This is a genomic window from Cereibacter azotoformans, assembly GCF_021391315.1.
In the GTDB taxonomy this organism is placed as follows: domain Bacteria; phylum Pseudomonadota; class Alphaproteobacteria; order Rhodobacterales; family Rhodobacteraceae; genus Cereibacter_A; species Cereibacter_A azotoformans.
In genome coordinates, this window is the sequence record NZ_CP090021.1 from 2,131,088 (window position 1) to 2,145,351 (window position 14,264).

The 14,264-nt window shown below is 69.5% G+C and carries 13 protein-coding genes; 4 read left to right on the plus strand and 9 right to left on the minus strand.

Going from position 1 to position 14,264, the window contains the following annotated elements:
* Window positions 1-3: 3 nt before the first annotated feature.
* The 4 genes from LV780_RS10650 to LV780_RS10665 all read right to left on the minus strand — a co-directional run bounded on the left by LV780_RS10650 (window position 4) and on the right by LV780_RS10665 (window position 2,438).
* Window positions 4-378 carry a hypothetical protein gene (locus LV780_RS10650; RefSeq protein WP_108220316.1) on the minus strand — a complete coding sequence of 125 codons (375 nt, stop codon included), beginning with the start codon at window positions 376-378 and terminating at the stop codon, window positions 4-6.
* A gap of 14 nt (window positions 379-392) precedes the next feature.
* On the minus strand, window positions 393-896 hold the full coding sequence (locus tag LV780_RS10655) for a lipocalin family protein (protein ID WP_108220315.1): 504 nt from the start codon (window positions 894-896) through the stop codon (window positions 393-395).
* Window positions 884-1,315: a hypothetical protein gene (locus tag LV780_RS10660; RefSeq protein ID WP_108220314.1), complete on the minus strand. Its 432-nt coding sequence runs from the start codon at window positions 1,313-1,315 to the stop codon at window positions 884-886. The genes LV780_RS10655 and LV780_RS10660 overlap by 13 nt, the downstream gene beginning before the upstream one ends.
* 82 nt (window positions 1,316-1,397) lie before the next feature.
* Complete coding sequence (locus LV780_RS10665; protein ID WP_108220446.1) at window positions 1,398-2,438, minus strand: aldo/keto reductase; 1,041 nt, start codon at window positions 2,436-2,438, stop codon at window positions 1,398-1,400.
* A 108-nt stretch (window positions 2,439-2,546) separates the two neighbouring features.
* On the opposite strand from LV780_RS10665, the gene LV780_RS10670 reads away from it, so the two are divergent.
* Together LV780_RS10670 and metG are read left to right on the plus strand one after the other, a co-directional pair.
* The gene (locus LV780_RS10670) at window positions 2,547-3,143 is read left to right on the plus strand and encodes an ImuA family protein (protein ID WP_108220313.1); all 597 of its coding nucleotides are present in this window, start codon (window positions 2,547-2,549) and stop codon (window positions 3,141-3,143) included.
* A gap of 107 nt (window positions 3,144-3,250) precedes the next feature.
* Entirely contained in the window at window positions 3,251-4,969 is a 1,719-nt protein-coding gene (gene metG, locus LV780_RS10675; protein WP_101341436.1) for a methionine--tRNA ligase, read from the plus strand.
* Between the two features lie 138 nt (window positions 4,970-5,107).
* Here the strand turns inward: metG and LV780_RS10680 are convergent, their stop codons facing one another.
* The 3 genes from LV780_RS10680 to LV780_RS10690 form a co-directional block, all read right to left on the minus strand.
* Window positions 5,108-7,606 (minus strand): cation:proton antiporter, encoded by a 2,499-nt coding sequence (locus LV780_RS10680; RefSeq protein ID WP_011909310.1) that lies wholly within the window; start codon window positions 7,604-7,606, stop codon window positions 5,108-5,110.
* A gap of 75 nt (window positions 7,607-7,681) precedes the next feature.
* Window positions 7,682-8,011, minus strand: a complete 330-nt coding sequence (locus LV780_RS10685; protein WP_011909311.1) for a hypothetical protein — start codon at window positions 8,009-8,011, stop codon at window positions 7,682-7,684.
* 299 nt (window positions 8,012-8,310) lie between these two features.
* Window positions 8,311-9,627 carry a 4Fe-4S binding protein gene (locus LV780_RS10690; RefSeq protein WP_108220312.1) on the minus strand — a complete coding sequence of 439 codons (1,317 nt, stop codon included), beginning with the start codon at window positions 9,625-9,627 and terminating at the stop codon, window positions 8,311-8,313.
* Between the two features lie 145 nt (window positions 9,628-9,772).
* On the opposite strand from LV780_RS10690, the gene LV780_RS10695 reads away from it, so the two are divergent.
* Window positions 9,773-11,629, plus strand: coding sequence for an ABC transporter ATP-binding protein (locus LV780_RS10695; protein ID WP_117345018.1), 1,857 nt, complete (start codon window positions 9,773-9,775; stop codon window positions 11,627-11,629).
* A 42-nt stretch (window positions 11,630-11,671) separates the two neighbouring features.
* Here the strand turns inward: LV780_RS10695 and LV780_RS10700 are convergent, their stop codons facing one another.
* On the minus strand, window positions 11,672-11,890 hold the full coding sequence (locus LV780_RS10700) for a helix-turn-helix domain-containing protein (protein WP_011909314.1): 219 nt from the start codon (window positions 11,888-11,890) through the stop codon (window positions 11,672-11,674).
* Between the two features lie 206 nt (window positions 11,891-12,096).
* On the opposite strand from LV780_RS10700, the gene cbiB reads away from it, so the two are divergent.
* Entirely contained in the window at window positions 12,097-13,032 is a 936-nt protein-coding gene (cbiB, locus tag LV780_RS10705) for an adenosylcobinamide-phosphate synthase CbiB (RefSeq protein ID WP_101341439.1), read from the plus strand.
* 9 nt (window positions 13,033-13,041) lie between these two features.
* Here cbiB and LV780_RS10710 read toward each other — a convergent pair whose 3' ends face one another.
* Window positions 13,042-14,262 carry a cysteine desulfurase gene (locus LV780_RS10710; RefSeq protein WP_108220310.1) on the minus strand — a complete coding sequence of 407 codons (1,221 nt, stop codon included), beginning with the start codon at window positions 14,260-14,262 and terminating at the stop codon, window positions 13,042-13,044.
* Window positions 14,263-14,264 lie beyond the last annotated feature (2 nt).

Sequence of the window (14,264 nt, forward strand, 5' to 3'; positions counted from 1 at the left end):
GCCTCACTCCGCAGCGGCGCCGTCCGGGCAGCGGCTGAGACGGAGCGGCTCGGCCCCCGGAACCAGCATCAGCATCGAGTCGGCGGCGTCGATCACCAGCAGCCGCGCATCGGCAAAGGATTCGCCCTCGGCCACGCATTCGAGCACCAGCTCCGCTCCGGGCAGGATCTGCAACGGGTCGGTTTCGGTGATCCGGCAGCGGTTCTCGTAGCCCAGCAACTCGCTGTCGGTGATGCGGATGGGGGCTTCGGGCACCTCGCCCGTCCGCCCCGCCTGCGCGCACCAGTCCGGGTCGGCGGCCCAGTCGCCGAGCCACGGGCTCTCGTCGGCAAGGGCGGGCATGGCCAGGCAGAGAAGGACGAGGGTCGGTCGCAGCATGAGCACTCCTGACGTCAGAACAGGGCCAACCGCCCCAGGTCGTAGCCGTTCCATTCGAGGATCTCGCGGGCCGCGGTCAGACGGTCGGGCGGCAGCGGCCCGCCCCGGTTCAGCACGAAGCCGAACCGGCCCGAGGGCGTGCCGATGGCGAGGGTGCGATAGTCCGTATCCACCCACAGCACCCACCAGGGCTCGGTTCCCCCCGCAGGAAGAAGCCGGCCGGGCCCGGTGACGTCCAGCGGACCGGCAAGCGCGGTCTCGCGCCCGCCAAGGCAGAGGCGCCCGCGGATCTCGAGCCCTCCCGCCGCGGGCTGGATCGAGGCACCGCCGGGACGGCAGGCGCCGGGGGGTGCGAAGGCCGCCACCTCGCGCCACTCGCCCGCGATGCGCGCCGGCTCGAACACCGCGTTCGACCAGATCGGCTGGCCGGTATCGCGGAAGCTGGCAGGAGGGGGTTCCGGCGCGCGGGATGCGCAGGCGGCCAGCAGCAGCAGGGGCAGAAGCCTCAGTCGAGACATAGCGTGGTCCTCCGCCCCTCATCGTCCAGGATGTCGTTGCAGCCCAGGAGGGGATCGAAGGGCGCACAGCTCTGCGAGCGGGCGAGGCACCGGCCCGAACAGTCCGACTCGCGCGTGCAGCGTTTGCCGGCGTCGCGCGGGGTCTTCACGCAGGTGAAAAGCGCCTTCACCCGCAGGTAGCGCCCGCCGCTTGCCTCGCAGGCAAGCTGGCTTGGGGATTTCGCCACAGGGGCGGCCTCGGTCGGGGACGTCGCCGGGGGGGCGGGCACGGCGGCCGCCGCCTCGGGCTCGGCCAGCGCCGTCTCCTCGACGGCTGGCGTCGCCAGCGACCGGGCATCGTCCCCGCCCGAGCCGGAGCCGGAGCCGAGGCTGCATGCACCCAGTGCAATCAATGCCACAAGGAAGAGCGATCGGCGCATGTCGTCTCGTTTCGTCCCCCAAGGGCGGCCCGCCCGTCCTCCGGGCCAGAGGACGCGAAGGCGGGCGCCTCTGCAAGGGCTTTCAGAAGGGCGCGGGCCAGGCGCGACGCGCGGCGGCGATCTCGGCCAGCACCTCGGGATCGAGCACCAGCCGCGCCGCGCCGAGGTTGGTCCGCAGCTGGTCGAGCGACGTCGCGCCGATGATCGGGATCACCGGGAAGGGCCGCGTGCGGCAGAAGGCCAGCGCCATCTGGCACGGATCGAGCCCATGCCGCGCGGCGATGCCCAGATACCCCGCCACCGCCTCGAAGACGGTGGGGGTGACCCGCCCGCCCAGCGTCGCGTTGCGTTCGCGCCGCGAACCGTCCGGCGTCACGTCGCCCGCATATTTTCCCGACAGAAGCCCCGCCGCCAGCGGCGAATAGGCCAGAAGCGGCATCTCCTCGAGCACGGACAGCTCGGCCCAGTCGGTGTCGAACTGCCGGCAGAGGAGCGAATATTCGTTCTGGATCGTCGCCATCCGCGGCAACCCGTGCCGGTCGGCCAGCGAGAGCCATTGCGCCGCCCCCCAGACCGTCTCGTTCGACAGGCCGATGTGGCGCACCTTGCCCTCGGCCACCAGCGCCTGCGCCTCCTCGAGCACGGCGAGCATGTTCTCGCGCACGGCCTCGGCGCCGCCGGGGGGCGCGTAGCTCCACATCTTGCGGAAATGGTAGGAGCCGCGGTTCGGCCAGTGGATCTGGTAGAGATCGACATGATCGGTCTTCAGCCGCCCGAGCGAGCCTTCGAGGGCCCGGCGGAGGCTCGTCGGCGTCACCGGCTCGCCGTCGCGGACGGCGGGGCTCCCCTCGCCGGTGATCTTGCTCGCAAGCACGATCCGGTCGCGCCCGCCGCGCGCGGCAAGCCAGTGTCCGATGATCGTCTCGGTCCGGCCGACGGTCTCGGGCAGGACGGGGTTGGTGGGATACATCTCGGCCGTGTCGAGGAAATTCACCCCCTGATCGAGCGCGAGATCGATCTGGGCATGGGCCTCGGCCTCGCTGTTCTGGCTGCCCCAGGTCATCGTGCCGAGGCAGAATTCGGAGACGGTCAGGTCGGTGCGACCCAGCGGGATCAGCTTCATCATGGGGCTCCTTTTCTGCGGATGCAGCCTAGCCCACCCACCCGCGATGGCAAGGTTGCCCCGGCCAGAGGGATTGAGAACACAGGGCGAACATGCAAGGGTTGGCGCATGACGACTCAGCTTCTCGACCCTCAGGGCGCACGGGTGCGGCCAATGCAGCGGCTGGTGGGCGATCTCTCGCTCGCACGGGGAAGGGTGCACGAATTCTGCGGCCCGGCGCGGCGGCTGCTCGCGATCCTGCTGATGGCCGAGATGCGGGGGCCGGTGGTCTGGATCCATCCCGGATGGCGGCCCGAGCGGCTTTATCCCGACGGGGTCTGCGCCTTTGCCGAACCGGGCCGGCTGATCCTCGCCCGCACCCGGCGGCCCGAGGATCTGCTCTGGTCGATGGAAGAGGCGCTGCGGTCGGGCGCGGTGCCGCTGGTGGTGGCCGAACTGCCCGAGCCGCCGCCGCTGACGCCGGTGCGCCGTCTGCATCTGGCCGCCGAAGCCGGCGCGGCGGCCGCCGGAGCCGATCCGCCGATCGGGCTGCTGCTCACGCCGGCCGGCGGGGCGACGGGGATCGAGACGCGCTGGCAGCTTGCCCCCGCGCCGGGCGGGCGCTGGCGGCTTGGCCGCCTCCGCGCCCGGATGGAGCCGCCGGCGGGCTGGTTCCTGCGCCGCGCGCGCCAGGGGCTCGAGATCGAGAGCCGCGCCCCCGACTGACCCCGACCCGCAGGGCGACCCGATGCGCCGGCCGCGCAATCATCCTCTGGCCCTCGCGTGCGTCCGGCGCTAAACAGCGCGCGGTCGGGACACAGGGATTTCTGGGCATGGCGCGGATACTCATCACTTCGGCGATCCCCTATATCAACGGGATCAAGCACCTGGGCAATCTCGTCGGAAGCCAGCTTCCGGCCGATCTCTACGCCCGCTACATGCGCGGCCGCGGCCATGAGGTGATGTTCATCTGCGCCACCGACGAGCACGGAACGCCGGCCGAGCTGGCCGCCGCCAAGGCCGGCAAGCCGGTCGAGGTCTACTGCGCCGAGATGCACGAGATCCAGAAGGAGATCGCCGCGGGCTTCCGCCTGTCGTTCGACCACTTCGGCCGCTCGTCGAGCGCGCGGAACCACCGGCTGACCCAGCATTTCGCGGGGCAACTCGCCGAAAACGGCTTCATCGAGGAAGTCAGCGAGCGGCAGGTCTTCTCGGTCGCCGACAACCGCTTCCTGCCCGACCGCTACATCGAGGGCACCTGCCCGAACTGCGGCTATGACAAGGCCCGCGGCGACCAGTGCGAGAACTGCACCAAGCAGCTCGACCCCACCGACCTGATCAACCCGCGGTCGGCGATCTCGGGCTCGACCGATCTCGAGGTGCGCGAGACCAAGCACCTCTACCTGCGCCAGCGCGCGCTGAAGGACGAGATCGAGGCCTGGATCGACAGCAAGACCGACTGGCCGGTGCTGACCACCTCGATCGCGAAGAAGTGGCTCCATGACGGCGACGGGCTGCAGGACCGCGGCATCACGCGCGACCTGCACTGGGGCGTGCCGGTGAAGAAGGGCGACCAGCCCTGGCCGGGGATGGAGGGCAAGGTCTTCTACGTCTGGTTCGACGCGCCGATCGAATACATTGCCGGCACCGCGGAATGGGCCGACGCCAACGGCAAGACGGAGGCCGACTGGGAACGCTGGTGGCGCACCGACAAGGGCGCCGGGGATGTGCGCTACGTCCAGTTCATGGGCAAGGACAACGTGCCCTTCCACACGCTCTCCTTCCCCGCGACCATCATGGGCTCGCGCGAGCCGTGGAAGCTGGTGGATTACATCAAGTCCTTCAACTACCTGAACTATGACGGCGGCCAGTTCTCGACCAGCCAGGGCCGCGGCGTGTTCATGGACCAGGCGCTCTCGATCCTGCCTGCCGACTACTGGCGCTGGTGGCTTCTGTCCCACGCGCCGGAGAACTCGGACAGCGAGTTCACCTGGGAGAACTTCCAGGCCTCGGTCAACAAGGATCTGGCCGACGTGTTGGGCAACCTCGTCAGCCGCGTGACCAAGTTCTGCCGCTCGAAGTTCGGCGAGACGGTGCCTGCGGGCGGGGCCTTCGGCGAGCGCGAGCACCAGCTGATCGCCGAGCTGCAGGAGCGGCTGGCCGCCTACGAATCCTGCATGGAGGCGATGGAGATCCGCAAGGCCGCGACCGAGCTGCGGGCGCTGTGGGTCGCCGGGAACGAATACCTGCAATCCGCCGCGCCGTGGACGGTGGTCAAGACCGATCCCGAGCGGGCACAGGCGATGATCCGCCTTTCGCTGAACCTGATCCGGCTCTACGCGGTGATCTCGCGGCCCTTCATCCCGGATGCGGCGGCCTCGACGATGGCCTCGCTCGGCTGCGACGACTGGAGCTGGCCCACCGATGTGGCCGCGGCGCTCGAGCGGCTCCCGGCGGGCCATGCCTTCACGACGCCGGACGTGCTCTTCCGCAAGATCACCGACGAGGAACGGGCCGAGTGGCAGACCCGCTTTGCCGGCGTCCGCACCTGAGACGCGGGCACCCGTCGTCTGGGACGCGAAGAGGGGGGCTGTCTGCCCCCCGCCCGGCCTGCGGCCGGACTCCCCCCGAGGATATTTGAGCCAGACTGAAAGGCGCACTCCTTTCAGGCTGCGCCGGCGCGACCGGCGTCAGGTCGCGCTGAGGTCGATGGTCACGTTGCGGCGCGCGGCGCTGTCCACCGCGGCCTGCTGCAGCGCCTTGTTGCGGCGCAGGAGTTCCAGAAAACGGGTCTCGTCGAGGCTCAGGAGCGTGCCGTGGCTGATCGCGGTCACCTGGGCGCGGCGGGCCTTGCGGGTCAGGATCGCGAGCTGGCCGAACATCTCGCCGCGCCCGAGGCGCACCTTCTGCCCCGCCACATCGGATTCCACGGCGCCGGAGGCGATGAAGAAGACCTTGCGCGGCACGTCGCCGCGGCGCAGGAGCACATCCCCCGGCCGGACATAGACCGTCTGCAGCAGCCGCTCGAGCACGCGCAGCTGATCCTCTTCCATCTCGGCAAAGAGCGGGAACTGGCGCACCAGCTCGGATTTCTGCAGCGCGAAATCGAGCCGCGGCCGCCGCTCCTTCTTGCCGCGCGCGATCTGGATGCGCTGGCGCAGCGTCATGAACAGCTCCTGCCCGATGAGGCCGTCATCGCGCAGCGTCTCGTATTCGCGCAGTTCCAGCTGCAGCGCGGTCCGGCGGATGAAGCTGCGCACCATCTCGCCGGAATAGCCCGGATATTGCAGGCGCAGCGCTTCGAGCGCCTGCTCGGTCTCATCCTCGCGGCGCTTGAGCATCTCATGCAGGATCTCGGCCACCCGACGGCCGTGGATGCGGCGGATCTTGCCGTCGATCAGCTTGTGCAGGTCACCGAGGATCAGCCGCTGGGTCAGCAGCATCTCGAACCGGTCCGAGGTGAGCTGGCTCAGCCAGCGCGAGATCTTCAGCCGGTTGTGGGCCCAGACCGCCACCCGATGCCGCCGCCCGTAGCCGAGCGCGAGCCGGCCGGCCGAGCGGTAGCCGTCGCGGCCCTGAAGGCGCGTCCGTTCGATCAGGCGGTCCACATCGACCAGCATCGCCTCGGCGAGGCGGGGCGGGATGATCTGCTGGCGGAAGGAGGCCAGGATCGCATCCCGCTCGCGCCCCGCCAGCGCCAGGAGCCCCAGCGTGATCCGGTCGCGGTCCGGGATGTCGTCGGCGCTGTCATCGGCCAGCTCCACCGCGCGGGTCAGCCTCTGGCCGAAGCTCTTGGCCTCGGCGCGCACGATCTGGGGGTCAAGCTCGCGCTCACGCACGGTCGCGGCCACTTCCTCGCGGACGTTCTGCAGCGCGACGGCGATCACCTGGTTCGAAAGCGCCAGATCGAGCGGAGTCAGCCGCGCGAGGCCGAGCCGCCGGATCACCCACCGGAGCGTGGTGCCCTGCGCCATCAGCGTGAACAGGACAAATCCGGTGGCGAGGATGCCCACCTCGCGCTTCACATGCGGCGGCACCATCGGGTTCTCGGTCACCGCCAGCGCCAGCGCCAGCGTCACGGCGCCCCGCAGCCCGCCCCAGAGGATCGCCACGCGGTAGGGCCGCTCGACCTTGGGCGAGAGGTTGAGCCGGGTCAGAAGCGGCAGCAGCCCCGACAGCATCACCGCCCGCGCCACGATCGCCGCCAGCGCAACCACCCCGATCAGCACGAGATCCCATTCCGTCGCGCGCCCGATCAGCCGCGGGATGAGCAGCGCCGCCACGATGAAGATGAGGGAGCCCGCCCAGTGCGAGAGCATCTCCCATGTGTCGCTGAGAAGCTTCCAGGTGGCGGGGCTGAGGCGTCCGGGGCCTGCGAGGTTCATGGCGATCCCCGCCGTCACCACCGCGATCACGCCCGAGACCTGAAGCCCCTGCTCGGCCAGGACATAGGTGAGGTAGGGCAGCGCGAGGCTGAGCGAGAGTTGCGCCGTGGGGTAGGACGCCATGCGCGTCATCAGCGACAGGGCGACGCGGGCCATGCCATAGCCGAGCGCGACCCCTCCGACGATCAGCAGCGGAAACTGGACGACCGCGTCGCGCAGCGTCGGATCGGGCACGCCGGCCATGACGAAGGTCAGGAAAAAGCCGAAGAGCGCGATGGCCGCGGCGTCGTTCAGCAGGCTCTCGCCCTCGACGATCCGCGTCAGCCGCTGCGGGGCGGCGATCGAGCGAAAGATCGAGACGACCGCGGAAGGATCGGTGGTCGAGACGATGGCGCCGAGCAACAGGCAGGCGGCCAGCGACATCGAGCTGAAGGGCTGCAGCGCAAAGCCGATGGCCAGCGTCGAGACCAGCACCGCCACCACGGCCATCACGAGGATCGGCACCCAGTCGTCGATCATCCGCCGGATGTTCAGGCTCAGCGAGACCTGGAACAGCAACGTCGGCAGGAACATGAAGAGGAAGACGCTCGAGCGGATCGGCAGCGAGAGCAACTCGGCCACCTCGGGCGGGAAGGTGGCCGCCACGCCGCTGCGCTGGAGCCAGAGCGCGAGCGTGCCGAGCGCCGCTCCGACCACGGCCAGCACCACCGTATAGGGCAGCCTGAGCCGCGCGGCGACGGGCTCGCAGGCGGCGATCACGATGAACAGGGCCGCCAGGGCGGTGACGAGCAGGACAATGGTCATGGGTCTCTGATAGGCGGTTCGCGGTGCGGGGAAAACCCGCCACCGCGCACTTCCTCTTGACCGTGACCGCCGGCCTCAGTGGGCGATCTGCGCGGCGCGGCTGCCCAGCTTGTAGGCCCGCGCCTTGGTCATGGGCGCGTGATCGACGAAGCCCTTCTCCACCAGCGAACGGAGGGCGCGGTGGAAGGTCGGCGTGGCGATGGCGCTGCAAAGGGAATGGCGCCGGATCGCATCCGAACGGACGATTGAATCCTCTGATTCCCCGAGGAGCTTCACCGCATAGAGCACGTCCAGCTCATTGCGCGACAGATCGGATATGCCCAGATCATGTTCCAGTCCAAGTAGAAGCTCCCGGAGTTGGGCAACGCTATGAAACCGTCGCGAGGCGGTCATGCGTTCATCCATTTTGCTTCCGTCCACCGTTTACCCCCTAAGCCCATTCAAATTTAAATTAAAAACTGCCATCCCCATGCACCTTACCCGAGGACCGGGGCGGCATGGCAAGCGACAAAATGACGCGGCTCTTTGACCATACAGCCAACTTGTGCCCAACTCCTTGGCGGCCGGCATCCTCATGGGGGCAGGGCCTCGGCAAAGCGGACATTGTTGCGCTGCGGAGGGATAAAGACCGGACGTGCCGAACCTGCGGCACCTGTTCGCACCCTGCACCTGCGGCGATTGTTTCCGCCAATCGGACAAGCGGGTCATGACCAGATCACCAGCAGCCATCCGGCGACGGGAATCACCAGCGCCGCGCCGATGGCGCGCATGGCGCCGCCCGAAAGGCGCCGGGCCAGGCCCAAGGACCAGACGGCCGAGGCGAGAAGAAGGCCGCTCCAGACCAGCCGCGCGTCGAACGGCGCAGCGTGGGGAGGCAGGAAGGCCCAGGCGCTCCGCGCAAACCCTGCGATGAGGCCCCCGGCCGCGAGCGGCAGGAGCGTCAGGGCGAGGCGGTGAAAGCGGCCCTTGCCGCGATCCGCCACCGCAAGGGGCAGGGCCACGACCGCCGACAGGGTGATCGCAAGGACCGCCAGCGTCAGGAGACGCGCCACCCCCTCGCCCATCGTCATGCCGGAGTCCGCGGCGGCGAAGAGGAACCAGGGCGCCGGCCGCTCGATCGCCAGGGTCTCCGTCAGGGCGCCGAGCCAGGGCGCGTGCGGCCACCAGAAGACGGCCGAGCCCAGACCGATCAGGCCGGCGATCACAAGCAGGCTCTCGGCGGGCGAACCGGGCGTTCTCGTCACCTCCGCGCCCCATCCACGCAGTTCGAGGCGCACCGCGTCGCGAAAGCCCGCGCAGCGGCCGCACATGTGGCAGGGAGAGGCGCTCTCCATCGTGCGGACGGGCACCATCGGCTCGCAGTTGAAGCGCATGGCGCGCGCGCGCGCCGGGCTGCAGGCGTCCCACGCGCGGGCATCCACGCGGTAGTGCATGGGCGCCAGTTTGGCGAGCATGGCGAAGAGCCCGTTCATCGGGCAGAGAAAGCGGCACCAGACCCGCTTTTCCTTGCCGTAGAGCCAGCCCACCAGCAGGGCCGAGCCCGTCGTCAAGCCGAAGATCAGCGCCACCGACCGCGGGTTGTCGTAGATCGAGATCATCTGCCCGTAGACCGTCACCGCAGCGAAGAGCACAAACGGCCAGCCCGGCCATTTCATCCACCGTGGGATCGCGTGACCACGCCCATGGCGCGAGGCGGCCGCCGTCAGAGCGCCCTCGGGACAGAGAAGCCCGCACCAGAGCCGGCCCAGGACAAGGACGGACACCAGCACTCCGGGAAGCCAGATCCCCCAGAGCAGGATCCGGGCAAACAGGGTGAAGGTCGCGCCGACCTGCGCCCCCTGCCCCGTGTCGGGCAGGAACGGCGGCAGGAACACCAGCGGCAGATAAAGGGCCACCATCCCCCATTGCAGACGCCCCACCAGCCGCTGATGGTCGCGCAGCCACCGGCCGAGCCGCTCGGGCCACGGCTGGCGGCCCGCCCCGGCATCGGCCGGAGAGATCTGGGTGGGGACGTGAGTCATGGCCGCCTTCTAGGCCCCCCGCCACCGGGGGCGAAAGGCGACCCGGTCACTTGCGGCGTAGGGCCGCAGCCGCCGGCACGCGGGCCCCGGCCGCGACGGCGCGGGGCGGTTTGACTCTGCCGCCGAAGCGGCCAAAGGTCCGCCGATGAGATCCGATCCCGCCCCCGACCTTCCCGGCTTCCGCGCCCGCTGGGCCGCGCTGCGCAACGTGCCGCCCTTCCTGCGGATGGTCTGGCAGGCCAGCCCCGGACTGCTGGTCCTGAGCCTGCTCGTCCGGCTGGTGCGGGCGCTGATCCCGGTGACGGCCCTTTGGTTCGGCAAGCTCATCATCGACGAGGTGGTGCGCCTTGCCGCGACACCTGCGCCCGAGACGGGACCGCTGGGCTGGATCGGCACGGACAGCACCGGCACGCTCGTCCTCCTCCTTGGGGCGGAGTTCCTGCTCGCGATCCTCTCGGACCTGCTCGGTCGGCTCGGGGGGCTCATCGACACGCTGCTGACCGAGCGGCTGACGATGGCCTCGTCGGTGCGGCTGATGGATCATGCGGCCAGCCTCGACCTTGCCGCCTTCGAGGATGCGGGGTTCCAGGACCGGCTCGAGCGGGCCCGGCGCCAGTCCGGCGGGCGCATGACGCTGACCGGCCAGATCCTCACGCTGATGCAGGACGGGGTGACGGTGGCCTCGCTGGCCGGGGGCCTCGTGCTCTACAACCCCTGGCTCATCCTGCTCCTCGTGGCGGCGCTGGTCCCGGCCTTTCTGGGCGAGGCGCATTTCAACGCGCAGAACTACAATCTCGATTTCCGCCGCACGCCCGAGCGGCGCGAGCTGGACTATATCCGCGTCACGGCCGCCGGCGTGGAGACAGCCAAGGAAATCAAGATCTTCGGCCTCGCCCCCTTCCTGATCGAGCGTTACCGCACCCTCTCGGAGAGCTTCTACCGCGCCCGGCGGCGCATCGCCTCGGCGCGCGCGGCCTGGGGCACGCTCTTCAGCGCGCTGGGGACGGCGGGCTACTACCTCGCCTATCTCTGGATGATCGGCGCCACCCTCACCGGGCGGCTGTCGATCGGGGACCTGACCTTCCTTGCGGGCTCGTTCCTCCGGTTGCGCGGCCTTGTCGAGGGGCTGCTCACCGGCTTTTCGACCACCGCCTCCCAGGCGCTCTACCTCGAGGATCTCTTCGGCTTCTTCCGCCAGAAGCCCACGATCCTTCCCCCGGCCGAACCGCGGGCCCTGCCCCGGCCCATCCGCGAGGGCTTCCGCTTCGAGGGCGTGGGATTCCGCTATCCGGGGGCCGAGAGCTGGGCCGTGCGCGACCTGTCCTTCAAGCTGAGGGCCGGCGAGACGCTCGCGCTCGTGGGCGAAAATGGCGCCGGCAAGACCACGCTCGTGAAACTCCTGGCGCGGCTCTACGATCCCGACGAGGGGCGCATCCTGCTCGACGGGCAGGATCTGCGCAGCTTCGATCCGGTGGCGCTGCGCGGGGCGATGGGGGTGATCTTCCAGGACTTCGTGCGCTACTCCCTGAGCGCGGGCGAAAACATCGCCGTCGGCCGGATCGAGGACCGAGACGAGCCGGCGCGGATCGAGGAAGCCGCGCGCCGCAGCCTCGCCGACCGGATCGTGGCACGGATGCCGGAAGGCTACGGCCAGATGCTCGGCAAGCGGTTCCGCGACGGGATCGAGCTCTCGGGCGGCGAGTGGCAGAAGTTCGCGATCGCCCGCGCCTACATGCGCGATGCCGAGGTGCTCATCCTCGACGAACCCACGGCCGCGCTCGATGCACGGTCGGAGTTCGAGGTCTTCCAGCGCTTCAAGGAGCTGTCGGCCGGACGGACGGCGGTTCTGATCTCGCACCGCTTCTCGTCGGTGCGGATGGCGGACCGGATCCTCGTGCTGGCGAACGGTCGGGTCGAGGCCAGCGGCACGCATTACGAACTGGTGGCACGGCCCGGGCGCTACGCCGAACTGTTCGAACTTCAGGCCGCCGGATACAGATAAGCGCACCCAAGGGTGCGCTTGCGGACAAACAGGAGGGAGGGATCAGCCGCGACCGGCCGGCATGCCCTGCAAGCCCGCGGCGAGCAGCGTCTCCAGGGCCGAGACCGAGTTGGTCTTGGAACCCGAGCGACCGGCTTCCAGCGCCCGCACATCCGTCACGTCAAGACCGACGCGTGCCGCAAAATCCTCTTGCGACAGACCCAGAACCCAGCGCCCGTGGCGAACAAGGCGGGCATTGTCACGATGATGGAACTGCGGCATCGGGATACTCCGGGACACGAGAGACAATCGACCTGACGGTTGCTTTGCTGGAATCGTTCTACCTGTTTGCGCCGCGAAACGCGACTTGCCCAAACCGACAGGCTGACCGTCGAACGGATGGATCGGCACTTGCATAAGCGACCGATTTCGCTGAAAGGCGAGGCCCGGACGGCCCCTCTGGCCGCCGGGAAATCGAGGGTCAGGCGATGTTCCATGCGGGTGCGATGCTGGTGGCGATGGCCACGGACACGGCGCTCGGCTGGCCCGACCGGATCCACGCCCGGATCGGCCATCCGGTCGTCTGGATGGGTCGGCTGATCACGGCCCTCGATGCTCGGTGGAACCGCGGCACCGAGCCTCAGCGTCGGCGCGCGGGCGTTGCGGCGCTCGGGGTCACGGTGCTGGCTGCGGCCCTGCCTGCGGCGCTGGTGCAGACGCTCCTGCCGGGTGGCCTCATGGGGGCGGTTCTGACCGGGCTCCTGGCCTGGCCCCTCGTGGCCCTCCGCTCGATGCACGAGCATGTGGAGGCCGTGGCGGACCCGCTGGAACGGGGGAACCTTCCCGAAGCCCGGCGGGCGGTCTCGATGATCGTGGGCCGCGATCCCGCGCAGCTCGACGAGGCGGGCGTGGCGCGGGCCGCGCTTGAAAGCCTGGCCGAGAACAGCTCGGACGGGATCGTGGCGCCGCTCTTCTGGGGCCTGCTGTTCGGCCTGCCGGGGATCGCGGCCTACAAGGCCATCAACACGCTCGATTCCATGATCGGCCATCGCACGCCGCGGCACGAGGCCTTCGGCTGGGCCTCGGCGCGGACGGACGACTGGGTGAACCTGATCCCGGCGCGACTGACGGGGGTGCTGTTCGCGCTGGTCTCCCGCAGCCCCCGGACGGCGCTGGCCACGATGCGGCGCGACGCCCGCGCCCACCGCTCGCCCAACGCGGGCTGGCCCGAAGCCGCGATGGCGGGTGCGCTGGGCGTGCGGCTCTCGGGCCCGCGGAACTATGGCGATCGGGTGTCGGCGGAGCCCTGGCTCAATGCCGGTGACCCCGACCCTGGCGCCGCCGAGCTGCGTCTGGGCCTGACGCTCTATCGCCGCGGGATGGGGCTGCTCGCGCTTCTGTTCCTGCTGGTGGCGGCCGCCTGAGGCAGACTTTCAGCCGAATAGGTCGTGGCAGAGTTCAAGCGCCTCGATCAGCCGGTCCACCTCGTCAGTGGTGTTGTACATGGCGAAGGAGGCGCGGCAGGTGGCGCCGAGCCCGTAATGCTGCATCAGCGGCATGGCGCAATGGGTGCCCGCCCGCACCGCCACGCCCTTGCGGTCGAGAACGGTCGAGATGTCGTGCGCATGCGCGCCCCCCCGGATGGTGAAGGAGAAGATCGCTCCCTTCCCCGCCGAGTTGCCCTGCACATCCAGCCAGTTGAGGGCGGCCAGCCGGTCCCGCGCGTGATCGCGCAGGATGCGCTCGTGCGCGGCAATCTCGGCCATGCCCACGTTCATCATGTAATGCAGCGCCACGCCGAGGCCGATCTGCTGGACGATGCCGGGGGTGCCCGCCTCGAACCTCATGGGCGGCTTGGCGTAGGTGACGGTATCCCGCGTCACCTCATGGATCATGTCGCCGCCGCCGAGGAAGGGGCGCATCTCCTCCATCCGCTCGGAGCGGATCCAGATCGCGCCCGACCCCGAGGGACCGTAGAGCTTGTGGCCGGTGATGGCGTAGAAGTCGCAGCCGATCGCGCTGACATCGACCGGCATGTGCACCGCCGCCTGCGAGCCGTCCACCAGCACCGGCACGCGTTTCTCGCGCGCACCCGCGCAGATTGCGGCCACATCGACCACCGTGCCCAGCACGTTCGACATGTGCGTGACCGCCACGAGCTTCGTCCTGGGCCCGATGGCATCCAGCACCGCCTGCGGATCGAGGTCGCCGTTCTGATCCACATCGACCCATTTCAGCACCACGCCCTGCCGCTCGCGCAGGAAGTGCCAGGGCACGATGTTGGCGTGATGCTCCATGATCGAGAGCACGATCTCGTCGCCCGGCTGAAGCCGGGGCGCCGCCCAGCCGTAGGAGACAAGGTTGATCCCCTCGGTCGTGCCGGTGGTGAAGACGATCTCCTCGGGCGAAGGCGCGTTGAGGAAGGTGGCGATGGTCGCGCGCACGGCCTCGTACTTGTCGGTCGCGAGGTTGGACAGGTAGTGCAGCCCGCGGTGGACGTTGGCATATTCGTGGCTGTAGGCGAGGTTCATCGCCTCGATCACCGCGGCCGGCTTCTGGGCCGAGGCGCCGTTGTCGAGATAGACGAGCGGCTTGCCGTTCACCTCGCGCGCGAGGATCGGAAAGTCCTGCCGGATGGCATCGACGTCGAACATGG

Coding starts and splice junctions, on each gene's coding strand:
- LV780_RS10650 (WP_108220316.1), bottom strand. CDS start 378: ATGCTGCGACCGACCCTCGTCCTTCTCTGCCTGGCCATGCCCGCCCTT.
- LV780_RS10655 (WP_108220315.1), bottom strand. CDS start 896: ATGTCTCGACTGAGGCTTCTGCCCCTGCTGCTGCTGGCCGCCTGCGCA.
- LV780_RS10660 (WP_108220314.1), bottom strand. CDS start 1,315: ATGCGCCGATCGCTCTTCCTTGTGGCATTGATTGCACTGGGTGCATGC.
- LV780_RS10665 (WP_108220446.1), bottom strand. CDS start 2,438: ATGAAGCTGATCCCGCTGGGTCGCACCGACCTGACCGTCTCCGAATTC.
- LV780_RS10670 (WP_108220313.1), top strand. CDS start 2,547: ATGACGACTCAGCTTCTCGACCCTCAGGGCGCACGGGTGCGGCCAATG.
- metG (WP_101341436.1), top strand. CDS start 3,251: ATGGCGCGGATACTCATCACTTCGGCGATCCCCTATATCAACGGGATC.
- LV780_RS10680 (WP_011909310.1), bottom strand. CDS start 7,606: ATGACCATTGTCCTGCTCGTCACCGCCCTGGCGGCCCTGTTCATCGTG.
- LV780_RS10685 (WP_011909311.1), bottom strand. CDS start 8,011: ATGGATGAACGCATGACCGCCTCGCGACGGTTTCATAGCGTTGCCCAA.
- LV780_RS10690 (WP_108220312.1), bottom strand. CDS start 9,627: ATGACTCACGTCCCCACCCAGATCTCTCCGGCCGATGCCGGGGCGGGC.
- LV780_RS10695 (WP_117345018.1), top strand. CDS start 9,773: ATGAGATCCGATCCCGCCCCCGACCTTCCCGGCTTCCGCGCCCGCTGG.
- LV780_RS10700 (WP_011909314.1), bottom strand. CDS start 11,890: ATGCCGCAGTTCCATCATCGTGACAATGCCCGCCTTGTTCGCCACGGG.
- cbiB (WP_101341439.1), top strand. CDS start 12,097: ATGTTCCATGCGGGTGCGATGCTGGTGGCGATGGCCACGGACACGGCG.
- LV780_RS10710 (WP_108220310.1), bottom strand. CDS start 14,262: ATGTTCGACGTCGATGCCATCCGGCAGGACTTTCCGATCCTCGCGCGC.